A 15,563-nucleotide genomic window follows, 5' to 3' on the forward strand; every position below is an offset into this window, starting at 1 on the left:
ACCTTGTGGTGCAGGGGCTTTTGCATTTCAGTTAGCGCGGTTTAGCCTTTACGCTTTCGGCGTAGGAACCAAGCAATCAAGCCAAGTACGAACACTGCACCGATGCCCATGCCCCAGCGTGCCAGTGGCAGAAGTGGGGAAGCGGGGCCGCCGCTGCGCAGGACGGCGACTTCATCGGCGGTTATGTCGGCCACTTCTTCACGGCCAAATTCACTTAGGATGTAGTTGGAGACGCGCGCCACTTGTTCGTCGTTAAACTCGTGCGCAAACGCTGGCATGTTGGTGCCGTGGCTTTCTTCGATATGGTTGCGGTATTGCACGCCTTCCAGGATGGCCATAACGACGTTGTCGGTGTTTTGACGACCTAAAACGGTGTTGTTGACCAGTGACGGTAAGCCGTTGTTGCCAGTGCCGTCGGCTTGGTGACAGCTGGCGCAGGCGGCGTTGTATAGCTGGGCGCCGCTCATGTCTGCTGTGCTGGCAGGCACGTCTTCAAGAAATACCGAGTCGATATTGTCGTTGACTTGGCCGTAGCTTTCCGACGGTTGCGTGTCGTTGGCATCGCTGACCGCTGGCACGGTTTTGAGCCACACCGCGATGGCGCTGAGGTCTTCATCGGATAAGTGCTGTAGCGAGTGGGAAATGGCTTCTGCCATTGGCCCCGCGGCTTGAGATTTATCCGGTGCGTAACCTGCTTTTAAGTAGCTAACGATGTCGTCATGCGTCCAAGTGCCGATGCCGCTGTTGTCATCACTGGTGATGTTTGGCGCGTACCAAGTACCTAAGCTGGCGCCGGCTAAGGCTTTGCCGCTGTCTTCGGCCATCAGTGGGTTACGTGGCGTGTGACAAGTGGCACAGTGCGTTAAGCCTTGGGCGAGGTAAGCGCCACGGTTCCATTCATCGCTCTGATCTGGGTCGGGCGTAAAAGGTTCATCATCAAGGAATAAACCATTCCACACGGCCATGGATTCACGGATGTTGAATGGAAACGGCAGTTCGGTTGCCTCAGGTTTGCCGTCTACCGGCTCCACGCCATGCATGAAGTAGGCGTACAGTGCTTGCATGTCTTCGTCAGTGACTTTGGCATAAGCCGTGTAAGGCATGGCTGGGTAGAGATTGTTGCCGTCGGCACGAATACCTTGGCGTACGGCTCGGTCGAAATCTTCGTAGCTGTAATCACCGATACCGTCTTTAGACGGTGTGATGTTAGACGAGATGATGTGACCCAGAGGCGTATCGATTGAAAGGCCACCAGCAAACGGTTTACCTTCGTGCTCGGCGGTGTGACAAGCGACACAGTCACCCGCAGTGGCTAGGTATTCACCGCGTTTGATCAGGTCTTGGTCGGCTGAGACAGCCAACGCCACTGGGCTTAGCATGCTACCAAGCACCAGTGCTGATGAAAGCATTACTGAGTGTTTCATACTAAGTCCTCGATGATGAATTCTGCGGTACGTAGGCCCACTGCCACGGCTGTAAGCGTTGAGTTAACGGTGGCAACCGTTGGTAAAACGCCCGTGCCGGCTAGGAATAGGTTGTCGTGGAAGTGGCTACGACCTTCGCCGTTACACACAGTGGTCGCGCGATCATCGCCCATACCTAAAGTACCGGTGATGTGGTTGGCCAGACTGAATTTATCTTCGGCAGAGAAGCTTAGTTCTTTGGCGCCTAAGCGTTTGGCAATTGTGGTGAAAATCTCACGGGCACGAGCGTTACCACGGCGAGTGTAGTCCGACACCGAGTAATAGAACTTCGGATTTGGGATGCCCAAGGTATCCAAGCGGTCGCCTAGCATAACGCGGTTATTCGGATCCGGTAGTTGCTCAACGATGTTTTTCATACCCATTGAGTGGGCAGATTTATGGCGGATTTGCTGCTCAAGTTCTTCGCCGTAGACCCCTTGTTTGATCAGTTTATCGGTGATGCCACGCACTGGGTTGGTGTTGGAAAAATCGATACGAAACGCGGCGGATTCGCTGCGCCATTCGCCATCACGCTCGCTTTGGATCGAGTATTCACTCATCGGCCCACGGCCTGGCCAGATTGGCTCGTCTACTTCAAAGCTGACTTTGGCGCGTGGGTGGTCACATAGATGACGGCCGACCATGTCGTTGCTGTTGCCGATACCGTTCGGGAAGCGGTCGCTCTTTGACATCAGCATCAGTTTAGGTGTTTCGATGGCGTTGGCGGCCAGTACGAAAGTCTTACCTGTGACGCGGAAGCTGTCTTTGTTGGGCGTGTAGTAGTGGATCGCTTCGATCTTATCGCTGTTTTTGGCGTGTTCGATCTTGTACACGATGGCTTCGGTGATGATGTTGACGCCGGCTTGTTTCGCCGATTGTGCTGAGATACCGCCGTGGTATTGGGCATCCACTGGGCACACGGGCATACAGTTGTTGTTGCCGACACAGGCAGGGCGGCCATCGTAGTTTTGGCTGTTACGGGCAGCGGTGTTACCAATGACTTTATAGCCGATGCCTTCTAGGCGATCACGTACACGCGATAAGGCCCAAGATGGCGCTAGCTCTGGCATTGGGAAGGGCTTGCTACGCGGTGAGCCATTGTCTTCTGGGCCAGATACGCCCATTTTGACTTCGGCTTCGTAGTAAAAAGGCTCTAGATCGTCGTAGCTAAATGGCCAATCACGACCGACGCCATATAGGGTTTTTAGCTTGAAGTCATTCGGAACATAGCGCCAAGCCATGCCCGCCCAGTGCCAAGTAGTACCACCGACGCCACGAATGTAAGACGCAGAGTAAGGTACAGGGCCTTCGTTTTGGAAGTAGTCGTTAAATTTGCGTGGCTCTGGTGCCCAATCATTGTATGGGTACGGCGCCATGTAATCGCCTTTATCGACCCCATGACGGAATTTTGCCACCACGTGGTTACGGTCGATGTTTGGACCGGATTCTAGGATCAAGACCGATAAGCCTTGTTGAGCAATTTTTTCGGCCATCAAAGAGCCGACGATGCCTGCGCCAACGATGACAACGTCAGCAGATGTTTGTGTAGTCGCCATGTTGTTTCCTAAACGTCTTGTGGTGGTTTGCTTGACCAGATGCCGTAGGCACCTAGGGCGTAGCTCGGTGGGGCTAATACATCCGCGACCGCGGCATACATCAGGGTGTTGTCGCTGTAGGAAATGGTTTTAGCGGCTTTGCCTTCACCAACGATGCCTTGGAACCAGGCTTTAGCAAGCTTGCGTGGTAAGTCGGCCACGTCGGGTTGTTCGGCGTCTAGGCGTGCTTGTAGGTTGGCGCTTGTGAGGTTGTGATCAGCGACAAAGGCATTAAGGGTTTTGATGCGTGCGGCAAAATCCTCATCCTGTTGTGCGAGCGACAGATAAATGGTGTCGGCTAGAGCTGGGTTTAAATCGCTCTTGGCGGTGATCAATTGTGATAACGCCATAAAGGCGTTAAATGCTTTTGCATCGGTGGCGGCTGCTTGGGCTTGGCTGGCAAATGGCACAAGTGTCAAGCCGCTAAGTGCCGCACTGGCGGTTAGAAAACCACGACGGCTTATACCTGCTTTTTCTTTGTATTGAGACATGTGAGTGGGGTCCTAGATGACTTTGAGTGTGCCAGTGAGCTGGAACACTACACGTCATTCTTCTCTCGTTAAGTAGATAACGCATTAAGGGGCAAATGGCGCTCTAAACTTCACTTGATTATTCATCGTACAGCATGATTCTGGCATACAAGCTGCTTTTGAAGAGGTGAATTAGAACGTTATTTGCGACTTACTCTGCTTAGTTATAGTAGATATGTGCAGTTAAGGCGAAGGTTAGCCTGATCAAAGGTATTTACAAGGTTCTTACCGACAAAGCCCGCAAATTTACACAGTCGTTCAGGGTTTGATCCGTCCTATTTGGCTGGGCGCTAAACAATCGTGCAGACAAGCTGTAAGGTAAAAGGATGTCATGTGAAGCCTAGTCAGACATAATGTTCTTTAGCTTTGGTTTTCTTTAGCTTTGTCATTAGGGATGACACATATAGGACAACATAATGAATAAGAATTGGACATTGGTAGCTGTCTTGGCTGCCTTAACTGGCTGTGCTCAACAGCCGACAGCATCGCAAGCGACAGAGTCGGTGTCACTTTCTGAGCTTTCAGGACAATGGCGTGTTGAAAGCATTGATGAAGGTGGCATTATCGACAGCTCCCATATCACTATGAACTTTAGTGGCGATCAGCGCGTCGCAGGCATGGCGGGCTGTAACCGTTACAGCGCTACGATGACGGAGCAGGGCGACACCATCATGATCGAGCAAGCGATCTCGACCAAAATGGCCTGTACGCCAGCCTTGATGAAACAAGAGCAGCGCTTTTTAGACGCTTTACATGAAACGGTCGCGTTTGAGCGCTTGGCCAATACGTGGTTGATCGCAGAAGACCGACAAGGCAAGCCACGCCTCAAGATGATCGAAATGGTGTCAGCGAGTGCTGCCGCAACGTCTCAATCTAATCAGACAAATATGCGTCAATTTCGATGCGGTACGGCTGGAGAGGTGGGCATTCGTCCAGTAAGCGAGGGCGTTGTAGAGCTTTCTGTGGCCGATCAAATGCTTATTTTATCGACCGTGCCGAGCGCTTCGGGCGCGAAATACGGAGAAGGTGAGGTGAGCTTTTGGGAGCATGGCAACGAGGCTATGTTTGAATCAGCTGGGCGTCGTTTTGAGTGTCAGCGTGCTGGTTAATTATCTTGGCTTTTAGGCTGTTAATAAAGCCCAAGCCGAGAATCTAAATTAGGGAAAATTGATATGCTCAAATGGATGTTGGTTATATAGATATTTTTTGATTTTTCTCCACTTTTAATGCTCAAAATGCTTGGGCAGCATCTTAAATTGGGGTAATGTAAGCTTTCTGTCAGGGATGATAAGAATGGCTTACTTTAGAGCGTGGTTTTGCTCTGCCTCAATAAGCCCGATTAAGGATGATTTTTCCCCTTCTACGCGTCTTCATTCTCCTTGGCAGGATTTGCTAATTACATTTGTCCACTCTTGTTTAAGAAATGGCAGTCCTTAAAAGGAATGAGGATGAAACGCTCAAAACTCTATTGTTCTGTTGCCTTGGCCGCAACAACTCCCATTATGCTTTCTGGTTGTGCCTCGCTGGCTGATACGTCTAAAACCGTAATGGGTTGTGTTGGCGGTACGTTATTAGGTGGTGCTGTGGGTTACCTGAGTACCGGCGATGCACGCGGCATTTTGGTCGGCGGTGTTGCGGGTGGTTTGATTGGCTGTGGCGTTGGTTCTTATCTGGATCATCGTGAAGAGAAATTAAAAAAGCTCGCAGAAGAAAGCGAGCTTAAACCCGAATTTGAACGCATCGTTGTCAATGATAAAACAGGGGCAGGCTTTTCCAAAGATGCCACCGATGATGTGGTGGCCTCGCAAGTTTCGTTAGCGGGTGATCGACCATTATTTGCCTCAGGCAAAGCAAAAATTACCGATCGCCAAAAACTAAAAAGCCTACGCTTCTTTTTAAAAGGTTATGTCGAAGGGCTGGCCGAAGGCTCAAAAATTTATGTAGTGGGTCATACAGATAGCTCCGGCTCAGCGAGCTATAACCAGCGTTTATCTGAGCAGCGTGCACGCTTTATTGCTGATCAATTAGTCGCTGTCGGTGCCAATCCTGAGAATCTTTTGTACGAAGGGGTCGGCGAATCTCAGCCGATTGCCAGTAATGAAACCGAATTAGGTAAAGCCAAAAACCGACGTTTTGAATTGGTCGATGTATTTGTCTCTGAGCAAAATAAAGCCAAGAAACTAAAGACGGTTTCTGATGAGCAGGTTGTTCAAGTCGCTGCGGCTAAGAAAACACGTCTTGAGAATGTCACCAATAATTTGCCAACCAAAACAGTGCAAAAAGGGTCGACTCAGCCTATCACTCAATTACCCGAGCCGAAGGTTTCAATCACTCATCGAAGCAATGAATCACTGGCACTGGGCGGTGTTCCTTTGGACAGCTTTGATACCAATTATGTGACCGCAGCGTTGGGCGAAGTGGAGCAAGATTATGGCTTCTCATTCTTTTCTCAAGCCATTGCTGATGAATCACCGCTATTAGGAAGTTGTGCTTACACGGCGCCGGTGGCGCAGTCTTATTTGAAAACCTACACCGGACGTAAAATTGCGGCTAAACAAACCAAAGTGGCGGACAGTGTTACTAATTTGTATGGCACGACTTGGTTTGGAATGGCCGAAAAGACCGGTGTGACGCTGGGCCCTGTAGGCATGAGCAGCGATACCTTAGCGCCAACGCACATGCCTGTTTTGCGCTTCTATAAAGACTATGACGGCACCGCTCTTAAGCCTGACTATGAGTACCCTGTTAATGTCGAAACTTACCGCGGTGAAAATGCGGTATTGGTCAGAATGTACGCCAAAGATGATGATGCTTTAATGAAATGTACCGATGTGGTGTATTCATTAGATGGTGATACAGCGACCAAAGCCAATGCAATAATTTATCAACAAGACCGTGATTTAATGGTCAAAGCATTCAAATTGAATTTAGTGAAAGGTTAAAAATGGACTTAATTTCTTTGATAAGTGCTTATCGCGATATTTTAGTAGTCATCGCGGCAACGTTAGCAATTTTATTTTATATCGCTTACACCAATTGGGACGCCGTCAAATTATGGTGGAAAGGCGTTAAATACCATAACTTCTTATTTGGTAAGCTGCGTAAGCTCGCTAAAAATCCTGATGTAAAAGATAAGTGGTTTCATTCTGAGTCGGCAGTTTGTCAAGATTACAATGAACTGTACGGTAAGATTCATAAAGACGGTGATTATTACGAAGCCTGTAAAAAGTATCTGTCTATTGTCGGTGAATCGGGTCGCAAACCTTTAGCAGCGATCATGATGATAGGCTTATTTGCCGTGCTGGTATTAGAAGCCTGGGGTTTCAGCTATACCATGAGTGGCTTTATTGACTTAAGTGCCTCTGAAAACACACGCGTGGTGATGACGTGGATCGTGGCGATTGCCTTTGCGGTGATTCTAGCGTTCTTAACGCACTTGATGGGCCATGAAATCTACCGCAATGGCATTTTAGGCCGCATCCGTAATAACTGGAAAGCAGACAGTCCGGAAACGCGCCCGAAAACGCTTGATGCGATCCAATTCGACTACGACATCGAAGATTTCTCTGATGATAATCAGCCGAATTACATGCGTCGTCTGTACCGTCTTGATGTTAACTCGCCGGTGAAAAAGCATACCTTTACGATTGCGGCGGTGATCGCCATCGTGGCCATCGGTATCATCATTACGTTTGTGCGTATAAAAACGCTACAAGTAGCGCAAACTCAGGATGTGATGTGTATTCCAGGTGAAAGTGCTGCAAGTGCTGCCGGCGGTCTTAGTTTAGATGCTTTGTACAGCGATACACCGCCACCACCACAAGCAGCGCAGCAAGCCGCGACAGAAGCCCGTGAGCGTGGTGAAACAGAAATCTGTCAGGCGACTAAAGAAGGTAGCTGGGCAACATTTGGTATGTTGGCGATCTTGTTCTTAGTGTTGCAGGCGTTTGCGACTTGGGTATCGTACAAATATGGTTTTGTTGGCAAGCACTCAAAAACTGCTTGGCAGAGCACTCATAAGTACAAAACTAAGAGCCAATATGAAATGGCCATGGATAGTGCGGCCAACAACATCGCGCAACGTGCCCAGAAAACCCTGAGTGAATTGCAATCACGTATGGCGAAAAAGCTGAGCGGTGAAACCATGAACAGCAGTGTTGATGTGCTGATTAACACCGCAGCAGGTCGTACATTTTGGGATTACGTGGAGCAAGACAGTGATCAGTCTTTGGCTAGTCGTAATCGACGTGCACGTACCACTCTTGGTCACGAACAAGAACACTCCAGCATCATGACCCAAGCAACGGTTGCTGAGGCACCGATGGCAGCTGCCGCAGCGGTCGCATCAGCCGTTAGTGCGCCAAGCACAGATGCGGTATCGGATGATGAATTAGAGCGCCAGCTTTTGGCGGAAGCAAAAGCCGCTTCTGATGCAGAAATTGAACGCCAATTGTTAGAAGAAGCGCAGCAAGCAAAGCAGGAAACTCCTGAAGAGCAAAAAGCACGCATCATGGCCAAGCTTAAAGCAGAAGGAAAGCTGTAATGAAAAAAGCACTTGTATTGGGCATGATGGCGTTGGCGAGTCAATTGGCCTTCGCCAGTGAGGCGCGCGATGATCTTAAATCTTGCTACGATTATGCGCAGATCACGGACATGAAGCCTGCCACGCCACTACGGGATATTGTGGTAATGGTGGATCAAACGGTGAACCTTGATACTAAGCTGAAAAAGACGGTGCACCGCCAAGTTCAGCAATTGGTTGAGCCTGGCGATCGTATTCGCATCGTATCGTTTTCTGCCAACGCTCAAGGGCGCTATACCGATGTCACGTTTGATGGGCAGTTTGATCAAACGTTAGCACAAGATCAACGCAACGCTGCCAATCGCCTAGCCCTGAATAAGTTTGATAACTGCATGGCAATGCAAAGCACCAAAGCAATTGAGCTGGTGCACAAGCAGCTAAAAGGCTCGTTTCACGACAGCAGTCAGCATTACCCTAAAACGGAGCTGGTTGGCTCTTTGCTAACCGTTTCAGAAGACGTGTTTGCAGATATTCAATCGGAGCGCACCATTTTGATTTTGGTGTCTGATATGATCGAAAACTCCGATGTTTCAAGCTTTTATAGCCAAGGTCACGTAAGACCGATCGATGCGAGCCAAGAGTTTGCTAAGTTTGCCGATATCATTCCACAGGGAGCATTAAACAACGCCGATGTGTTCGTGATTGGTGGCGGCTATGTACAGGGCGGTAAAGCGTATTCTTCTCAGGCGGCGATGCGTTCACTGGAGTCTTTTTGGCAGCAGGTGATTGCTCAAGCGGGCGGTCAGCTGGTGAAATTTGGCGCACCGCAACTGCTGACGGATATTCAGTAGTCGTCTTACTCTGCTAGTACGAGAAATCGCTCATAGGTACTCCTATGGGCGATTTTTTTTGTGTTGGTGAAATCTAGTTAACACGGTTCAGCCGTTGCTTGAGAGCTGGTATGCTACGCGTTTTACGCGACAATCGAGAGTGTTTGATGATTAACGATAATGAAGTAATTGATACCCTAGAAGAGTTGGAGTCGTTTTTGTTGGCGGTTGAAAGTGGCGCCTTCGGCCTGAATAACCCTGCTGGCGTGGCGTTGGCGACCAATAATTCTGACGGTCGTCCGTTTGTAGCGGTGCTGGACAATAACCATCAGTTACTATTAGGGCGTTGGGTATCACAAGAAGTGTTTGAAAACGGTAAAGACTTGGTGCGTAACGGTCCAAGTAAAACACATTAATTAGCAGATACACGCACAGCTCAGCAAAGATGGGGAATCAGGTTATGGATATTGTACAACGCTCAGATGAAGACATTCGCGTGCTGGCTGAAGCCATTTGGGATGACATGATCAAAGGGTCCAATAGTAAAGATTGGGCGCTGTTTGCCAAACACATGGCGGCAGAATCCGTCACCGATCAAGCCCGTGCCATGGTGGAGCATCAATGGCAATACAGCAAATTGTTTACCTCATTGATTGAGCAGCCTGAGTATATGGGCATTTTGCGTCAGACGGATCATGTGCTGGTGCTGTTTAAACAGTTAAGCTCTAAAGCTGAAGGTGAGTATCTTGCTATGCTGTATTTGAAAACCATCGACGATGAGGTCAAGGTCGTCGGCTCTTGGATTCGCTAAGCATAGTCTTCGAAACTGTCAGGGCAAATCAATGGCAGTTTCGAACTTATCACGCTTCATAGAAATCAGTGTGCGAAACTTACGCACATTGGTGTCTGAATAGAGTAAACGGTCGCATAATGCTTCATAGGCCACCATATCTGTCACCATCACCACTAAGACAAAATCCACTTCTCCTGTGACCTGATAACACTGCTTCACCTCTGGCGTTGCCTGTACGCGTTGTACAAACGCTTGAAACAAGTGCTTGTGATCGCGCTCCATAAATACTTCCACCACCATATGCAGCATAGGGCCAAGCTTGCTGGGCTCAAGTAGAGTTACTTGACGGGCAATGTAGCCCTCATTGGTGAGTCGTTTGACGCGCTTTAAGCAGGCGGGCGGCGACAGACCGACAACTTCGGCCAGTTGTACGTTAGTAAGGCGGCTGTCCTGTTGCAGTTGCCTTAAGATATTACGATCAATGTTGTCTAACTCTGCCATGATTAATAATATTTCTTAAATTGCTTAAAAAACAAATTTATCAGGCTGTCTTAAGCTATTAAAGAGAAATTATTTCGTCGCTGTGTTTTAGAATATCGGCCTAATCTATCGCAATTGAGCTTTTGACCATGAACAAGTTTTATCACGCCAGTGTGGCATTGGTGCGGGAATCCGTACGCGTTTACTGGACCTTATTAAAGGTCATGATTCCAGCCTTATTGATCGTCAAAGCGCTTGAATCATTTGGCGGTATTGATCTATTTGGCCAGCTGTTATCCCCCTTGATGCAATTAGTAGGGCTACCGGATGAGCTGGGCATTGTCTGGGCCACACTCATACTGACCAATATTTATGCTGGCATGATTGTGTTTTTTAACCTGGGCGTCTCGGAAAGCTTAAGTGTGGCGCAGGTCACAGTTTTAGGCGTGCTGGCATTGCTGTCCCACGCTTTGCCAGTAGAAGGTGCGATTGCCAAGCGTATGGGCGTGGGTTGGCGGGTAACCATTGCGTTGCGTTTTGGTGGCGCTTTGGTGTTGGGCTGTTTGTTGCACCATGTGTATCAGTACTTCGATCTTTTGCAGCAGCCAAGTCAATTATTGTGGCAGCCTGCCTTAAGCCAAGATCCTAGCTTACTGGCGTGGGCGTTGGGGCAAGTAAAAACCTTAGCCTCAGTGTACGTGGTAATTTTGACATTGATGACGCTGCTGCAGATATTACGCGTGTTGGGTATTGAGCGCTTAGTTCACATGCTGCTATATCCGGTGCTGCGCATGCTTGGCATCGGCAAAGAAGCGGCCAATGTCGCGGTGATTGGTGCTGTACTGGGATTGACCTTTGGGGCGGGGTTGCTGATTAAAGAAGCAGAGTCTGGGCGCCTTAGTCGACGAGATATTTTCTTGACCATTGGTTTTTTAAGTCTGTGTCACAGCGTAATAGAAGACACTATGCTGGTAATGCTGTTAGGAGCGGATTTATCCGGTGTGTTGTGGGCGCGTTTAGTCTTTGCATTAGTGGTGATCGGTATTTTGGCGCGGTTATCGTTCGTCAATAAGCGCCTTGCCGCCTTAGATTCTCAGTAACAAAGCTTGATGTCAGTTTGATGACCTATAAATGTATCGAAAAGATTGATTGATCATGTTCTATTTCTTTGATGTCAATTATGAAAGAGAGGGCGGTTTTACTATTTCATTTTAATACATAATAAGGTCATTATTGCCGCACTAGTGAATGGTTAGTGTCAAAAGAAGCAAGAATTAAGCTTTTCTGTACTTAATGTATGACGAATAGGTGCTGTGTATTTGACATTTTTTACGGTTTGTTTGGGAATATGGCTAGTATTACTAAATTGGTGCGTTTAGCGGCTATTTAGACGCATTTCTCTACTTGTAGTAAGCATTTGGGAACGCTTTTCTAAGCTCTTTTTTTATTTTTAGGGGGCGCTAATATTCATCTCATCGAAGCGCAGCGGACATCAAACAGAGTCCACTGCATGACAGACAAGGCGCTCACCACATCCGGTTTGAGCCCATAGATAAAAAGGTGAATAGTATGAACTTCAAAACTCCAGCATTGATCGCAGCTCTAGCTCTAACAGCAACTACATCTTTCGCTTCTAGCGACGAAAACAACCTTGTAGAAGATTACCTAAATGCACAAGCACATGTGAAAGCGATTTCAGCACAGCTTGAATCAATGGGTGTAGAGCACGATGCCAACGTTGAGTTTAACAACCCAACACCACTAACACTTAAGTTAGATGCTTACGAAGACAAACTAGCTGAGCTACAAAGCCAGTTCGATGTTGCGCACAACACAGTGACAACTGAAGCTAACTAAGCTTCAACCCTGATACTCTAGCCGAGTGAACGAAGCCCCGATTGGCATCAGCCATCGGGGCTTTGTTTTGTCTGCTTTGTTTTGTTCTGGTTAGCCGCTAGAAGCAAGACTCATTAGTAAGCCATAGGTAAGTGATCTGAATTAAGTAAGTGCCAAGCCAGCCAGACATTTAAATTCGATGGTCTATGCACGAAAACAGCGCAAGATGTGATCGGGGCTGCACAATTGCGTTATGAGGCATGTGTTTGGAAGTGATAAAAAGCTCTAGTGTGGATGCTTCTTATCACTTTAATTGGAATATTTATAGAATGTGCAATGGATGCATTATCGCTGCGTGTTCGGCGCAATTATGCGTATTTCATCGCTTCGGGGAAGAACTTTGGAATGGGCCATGAGCCTCTTTCGCTCTCCGATTTGAGTGGCTAATATTTAACCCATCGATCGGCAACATGCTTTGCCACGAAAAATAAAGAGACCTTATATAGGAGGTTCAAGATGAAAAAACTACTAACCATGACCACGGCACTTTTGGCCACTGCGACCATCTCTACTGCAGGTTTTGCTGAAGAGACTCGCGATGACTTGCGCAAGGCACAAGCGAGCAATGCTTCTTTGTCAGCGCAGCTTGAAACCATGGGTTATGAAGTGAATGAATTAGATCTTGATCGCGCCATTCCCGTCTCACGCAAGCTAGATATGGTCGAAGACCAAAATGATGAGCTACGCGATACGCTCAATGATTTGAAGCTTGAAAACTAATATTTGGCCTTGCCAAATCCCTTGTCACTAAGTAGAGAAAAGGAGAGCACCATGAACATTAAAACGACAGCCATTGCAGCCACATTAGCATTGACAGCATCAGCAGGTTTCGCTTCAAGCGATGAGAACCATCTGTTGGATAACTACCTAGATGCGAAAGCGAATGCTCAGCAAGTTTCAGAGCAGATCGAAACCAATCCTAATGTGAACTACAACACATCTGCGCCAATCAACCAAAAGCTTGAGGCGTATGAGACCAAAGTTGATGCGTTAGAAAATCAATTTGATGTAGAACGTAACACAGTTACTAACGAAGCCAACTAAGAAAGTCGTTTTGTCGGTTAACTGAGCATAAAAAGCCCCGATAAGGATTCCTTATCGGGGCTTTTTGTTGGTTTTTTCTAAAGCGCCGTAATCAGGTAGGCGCGACCGCTGATAGGGTTTGGTTTGCCTCAACACTCATAGGGTTAAAAACAGGGCTATCAACAATGATTTTCTCAAGACGTCGAGTGGCTTCGTTGACCTTGGGGGAGGTAAAAAGTGTGACTTCCATATCCGGCAGGGTTGGGAGCTCGCGGTGAATCACCAAATCATCCTCTAGGGTATGAAAAGGCACAATAGCGATGCCAATACCTGCACGCACTGCGGCTAGCACGCCTGCACGACTTTGACTGGTAAAGGCAATGCGGTAAGCAATGCCTGCCTTATCGAGTGCTTCGCAAGCGTACTGGCGGTGCTTACAGCCTTCATCGAACACCACCAGCGGTAATACCGCCTGGGTATGCACAAAGTGATCTTGGCTACCGATCCATACCAGTTCATCGCGGCGTAAGCGGATGCCGCCTTCGCTCCCCGCCACCATTTCCACTAGGGCAATATCCAGTTTGCCCTTGTCCATCAGCTCTACTAAATGATTAGGGCGATAATCACAAAACGCCTCTAGCTGTGCTTCTGGGTAACTAATGATGAAGTCCTGCAAAATCGGTGCAAGGGTGCGGCTGGCGTATTGATCATGGGTGCCTAAACGAACCACGCCATCGATGTCCATGTTTTGAAACGAACCGACGATCTGATCGTGCAGGTTCAGAAGCTGCTGAGCATGAGTACGCAGTTGATTGCCTGCTGCGGTCAAGCGTACACCGTGTTGGCCCCGCTCCATTAAAGGATTGGCCACTAAGTCCTCTAAACGGTTCAGTTGCATGCTGACCGTGGAAGGCGCTTTATGTAGCTGTTTCGCGGCTTCGGTTAAGTTCAAGGTGTCTGCCACGACCATAAAAGTACGTAATAAATTAATCGGTAAATCGTGCATGGCTTCAGTTTTCAATAAAGTTGAACGTAGAATTGAATTTTTATCGATTTACCGAACAAAAGCAAGGGTCTATTATCCTCTCATCGGCAGCACAGCTGTCATTCTTTTAATGTCGATACGAGCTAGGAGTGTTGAGATGCGCATGGCAATGACGTTTGGTTTTAATCAGGTGATCAGTCATGGCTTCGGCCTGTTTTTATTCGCGGCTATTTTGCCGCTGATGCAGGAGTCGATTGAGATCAGCAGTTGGTATTTGGCCGCGGCCGGTGCTTTAACGCAGCTGTCTTATTTGGCCGGCGCGATGATTTTAGGGGTGATTGGTCATCGCCTAGACTCAGGACGTTTATTGATTGCCACCGGTGTGCTGACTTCGAGTTTGCTATTTACCATGGCGTGGCTAGATAACCCAATGATTATGATCGCCGTATTGACGGTGATGGCAGCGAGTGCCGCGATCAGTTGGGGCGGTATTGTGGAGTTGACCACTAGCCTGGGCCGTTTGGATCGCACGGCAACTAACTTGTCGATCGCCTCCAGTGGTACCGCTTGGGGCTACAGCTTGAATGGTTTGATTATCCTATTAGTCGTGCCAATGTTTGGTTGGCGCAGTGGTTGGATGGTGGCGTCGGCATTGGGCTTAGTAACCTTGTTTGCCACGTTGAATCTATTAAAGCGCCTACGTGCACAAAGCCAAGAGCAAGACATCGAAGTAACCTTTGCACCAGAAGCGATGACCACAGGCAAACTGTTTAAGACCGTATTGCGTGAACGCACCGCTTTCTTGTCTTGCTTGGTATTGTTTTTAGTGGGCCTTTCAACCATGACGTTTTCTACTTGGTTGAACACCTTTTTGGCACAACTAAATTTACCGCCAGCGCTGGGTGGCTACACTTGGAGTGTGATTGGTTTTACTGGCATGGTGGCAGGTTTCTTTGTTGGTAAGCTAGCGGATAAGCGAGGTCATGGCGTAGCGTTACTGACAATTTTTGGCGCTTTCGCTCTAGGTTTGATCGCTTTTACTTACGATCCAGCGCGTTTTGTGATGTTGGCAGGCTTTGGTTACGGTCTGATGTACTTCCCAATTTGGGGCATCGTAGCGGGCTGGGTCAGCAAGCAATACAGCTCTAAAGCAACCATGCAAATCAATGGCATCGGCATGGTGACCTTTGGTATGGGTGGTGCGCTAGGTAACTTATTGGCGGGCGTGATCAATGATAAGACTGGCACCTTGCTCAATGTGTATTGGTTGATTGCTGCGATGGGCATCGTGTTGTTTTTTATCGCCGCTTACGTGTACTTGTCAGGCCGTAAAACCACAACACCAACACCTACGTTAGAAGCCTGCTAATCAAGCGACTGATTTAAAAGCTTCCACCTGCCCGAGTTGCTTTGCTTAGCGCTCGGGCTTTTTTATGTTTAAGGCGG

At 48.2% G+C, this 15,563-nt stretch carries 16 protein-coding genes; 11 read left to right on the plus strand and 5 right to left on the minus strand.

Going from position 1 to position 15,563, the window contains the following annotated elements; genetic code table 11:
• Window positions 1–41: 41 nt before the first annotated feature.
• The 3 genes from JQX58_RS12230 to JQX58_RS12240 are packed head-to-tail and all read right to left on the minus strand — an operon-like array spanning window position 42 to window position 3,549.
• Complete coding sequence (locus JQX58_RS12230) at window positions 42–1,424, minus strand: cytochrome c (RefSeq protein WP_204147148.1); 1,383 nt, start codon at window positions 1,422–1,424, stop codon at window positions 42–44.
• Window positions 1,421–3,019 carry a GMC family oxidoreductase gene (locus JQX58_RS12235; RefSeq protein ID WP_204147149.1) on the minus strand — a complete coding sequence of 533 codons (1,599 nt, stop codon included), beginning with the start codon at window positions 3,017–3,019 and terminating at the stop codon, window positions 1,421–1,423. The genes JQX58_RS12230 and JQX58_RS12235 overlap by 4 nt, the downstream gene beginning before the upstream one ends.
• An 8-nt stretch (window positions 3,020–3,027) precedes the next feature.
• Window positions 3,028–3,549 (minus strand): sugar dehydrogenase complex small subunit, encoded by a 522-nt coding sequence (locus tag JQX58_RS12240; protein WP_204147150.1) that lies wholly within the window; start codon window positions 3,547–3,549, stop codon window positions 3,028–3,030.
• Window positions 3,550–4,004: 455 nt separating this feature from the next.
• Here JQX58_RS12240 and JQX58_RS12245 point away from each other — a divergent pair, with 455 nt between their 5' ends.
• From JQX58_RS12245 to JQX58_RS12270, 6 genes are all read left to right on the plus strand, one after another.
• Window positions 4,005–4,697, plus strand: a complete 693-nt coding sequence (locus JQX58_RS12245) for an META domain-containing protein (RefSeq protein WP_204147151.1) — start codon at window positions 4,005–4,007, stop codon at window positions 4,695–4,697.
• A 339-nt stretch (window positions 4,698–5,036) separates the two neighbouring features.
• Window positions 5,037–6,530, plus strand: coding sequence for an OmpA family protein (locus tag JQX58_RS12250; RefSeq protein ID WP_204147152.1), 1,494 nt, complete (start codon window positions 5,037–5,039; stop codon window positions 6,528–6,530).
• Between the two features lie 2 nt (window positions 6,531–6,532).
• The gene (locus JQX58_RS12255) at window positions 6,533–8,131 is read left to right on the plus strand and encodes a cell envelope integrity TolA family protein (RefSeq protein ID WP_204147153.1); all 1,599 of its coding nucleotides are present in this window, start codon (window positions 6,533–6,535) and stop codon (window positions 8,129–8,131) included.
• On the plus strand, window positions 8,131–8,961 hold the full coding sequence (locus JQX58_RS12260) for a hypothetical protein (RefSeq protein ID WP_204147154.1): 831 nt from the start codon (window positions 8,131–8,133) through the stop codon (window positions 8,959–8,961). Before JQX58_RS12255 ends, JQX58_RS12260 begins: the two co-directional genes overlap by 1 nt.
• 146 nt (window positions 8,962–9,107) lie before the next feature.
• Window positions 9,108–9,356, plus strand: coding sequence for a hypothetical protein (locus JQX58_RS12265; protein WP_204147155.1), 249 nt, complete (start codon window positions 9,108–9,110; stop codon window positions 9,354–9,356).
• Window positions 9,357–9,400: 44 nt separating this feature from the next.
• Window positions 9,401–9,751, plus strand: coding sequence for a hypothetical protein (locus tag JQX58_RS12270; protein WP_204147156.1), 351 nt, complete (start codon window positions 9,401–9,403; stop codon window positions 9,749–9,751).
• 18 nt (window positions 9,752–9,769) lie between these two features.
• Here the strand turns inward: JQX58_RS12270 and JQX58_RS12275 are convergent, their stop codons facing one another.
• Window positions 9,770–10,234, minus strand: coding sequence for an Lrp/AsnC family transcriptional regulator (locus tag JQX58_RS12275; RefSeq protein ID WP_204147157.1), 465 nt, complete (start codon window positions 10,232–10,234; stop codon window positions 9,770–9,772).
• Between the two features lie 128 nt (window positions 10,235–10,362).
• Between JQX58_RS12275 and JQX58_RS12280 the strand changes: the two genes are divergently transcribed.
• The 4 genes from JQX58_RS12280 (at window position 10,363) to JQX58_RS12295 (ending at window position 13,153) form a co-directional block, all read left to right on the plus strand.
• Entirely contained in the window at window positions 10,363–11,313 is a 951-nt protein-coding gene (locus JQX58_RS12280) for a hypothetical protein (RefSeq protein WP_204147158.1), read from the plus strand.
• Window positions 11,314–11,782: 469 nt separating this feature from the next.
• On the plus strand, window positions 11,783–12,070 hold the full coding sequence (locus tag JQX58_RS12285) for a hypothetical protein (protein ID WP_204147159.1): 288 nt from the start codon (window positions 11,783–11,785) through the stop codon (window positions 12,068–12,070).
• 495 nt (window positions 12,071–12,565) lie between these two features.
• Window positions 12,566–12,829 (plus strand): PepSY domain-containing protein, encoded by a 264-nt coding sequence (locus JQX58_RS12290; RefSeq protein ID WP_204147160.1) that lies wholly within the window; start codon window positions 12,566–12,568, stop codon window positions 12,827–12,829.
• A 51-nt stretch (window positions 12,830–12,880) separates the two neighbouring features.
• Window positions 12,881–13,153 carry a hypothetical protein gene (locus JQX58_RS12295; RefSeq protein ID WP_204147161.1) on the plus strand — a complete coding sequence of 91 codons (273 nt, stop codon included), beginning with the start codon at window positions 12,881–12,883 and terminating at the stop codon, window positions 13,151–13,153.
• Window positions 13,154–13,244: 91 nt separating this feature from the next.
• Here JQX58_RS12295 and JQX58_RS12300 read toward each other — a convergent pair whose 3' ends face one another.
• Window positions 13,245–14,153, minus strand: a complete 909-nt coding sequence (locus JQX58_RS12300) for a LysR substrate-binding domain-containing protein (RefSeq protein ID WP_239090335.1) — start codon at window positions 14,151–14,153, stop codon at window positions 13,245–13,247.
• A gap of 121 nt (window positions 14,154–14,274) precedes the next feature.
• Between JQX58_RS12300 and JQX58_RS12305 the strand changes: the two genes are divergently transcribed.
• Entirely contained in the window at window positions 14,275–15,486 is a 1,212-nt protein-coding gene (locus JQX58_RS12305) for an MFS transporter (protein ID WP_204147162.1), read from the plus strand.
• The last annotated feature ends 77 nt before the right edge of the window (window positions 15,487–15,563 follow it).

Source organism: Marinomonas ostreistagni, assembly GCF_016888445.1.
Lineage (GTDB): Bacteria > Pseudomonadota > Gammaproteobacteria > Pseudomonadales > Marinomonadaceae > Marinomonas > Marinomonas ostreistagni.

Bases quoted from the DNA above. Each gene is read 5' to 3' on its own strand.
- JQX58_RS12295 (WP_204147161.1), top strand. From the start codon at position 12,881: ATGAACATTAAAACGACAGCCATTGCAGCCACATTAGCATTGACAGCA.
- JQX58_RS12235 (WP_204147149.1), bottom strand. From the start codon at position 3,019: ATGGCGACTACACAAACATCTGCTGACGTTGTCATCGTTGGCGCAGGC.
- JQX58_RS12230 (WP_204147148.1), bottom strand. From the start codon at position 1,424: ATGAAACACTCAGTAATGCTTTCATCAGCACTGGTGCTTGGTAGCATG.
- JQX58_RS12240 (WP_204147150.1), bottom strand. From the start codon at position 3,549: ATGTCTCAATACAAAGAAAAAGCAGGTATAAGCCGTCGTGGTTTTCTA.
- JQX58_RS12265 (WP_204147155.1), top strand. From the start codon at position 9,108: ATGATTAACGATAATGAAGTAATTGATACCCTAGAAGAGTTGGAGTCG.
- JQX58_RS12245 (WP_204147151.1), top strand. From the start codon at position 4,005: ATGAATAAGAATTGGACATTGGTAGCTGTCTTGGCTGCCTTAACTGGC.
- JQX58_RS12285 (WP_204147159.1), top strand. From the start codon at position 11,783: ATGAACTTCAAAACTCCAGCATTGATCGCAGCTCTAGCTCTAACAGCA.
- JQX58_RS12270 (WP_204147156.1), top strand. From the start codon at position 9,401: ATGGATATTGTACAACGCTCAGATGAAGACATTCGCGTGCTGGCTGAA.
- JQX58_RS12305 (WP_204147162.1), top strand. From the start codon at position 14,275: ATGCGCATGGCAATGACGTTTGGTTTTAATCAGGTGATCAGTCATGGC.
- JQX58_RS12275 (WP_204147157.1), bottom strand. From the start codon at position 10,234: ATGGCAGAGTTAGACAACATTGATCGTAATATCTTAAGGCAACTGCAA.
- JQX58_RS12280 (WP_204147158.1), top strand. From the start codon at position 10,363: ATGAACAAGTTTTATCACGCCAGTGTGGCATTGGTGCGGGAATCCGTA.
- JQX58_RS12255 (WP_204147153.1), top strand. From the start codon at position 6,533: ATGGACTTAATTTCTTTGATAAGTGCTTATCGCGATATTTTAGTAGTC.
- JQX58_RS12250 (WP_204147152.1), top strand. From the start codon at position 5,037: ATGAAACGCTCAAAACTCTATTGTTCTGTTGCCTTGGCCGCAACAACT.
- JQX58_RS12290 (WP_204147160.1), top strand. From the start codon at position 12,566: ATGAAAAAACTACTAACCATGACCACGGCACTTTTGGCCACTGCGACC.
- JQX58_RS12260 (WP_204147154.1), top strand. From the start codon at position 8,131: ATGAAAAAAGCACTTGTATTGGGCATGATGGCGTTGGCGAGTCAATTG.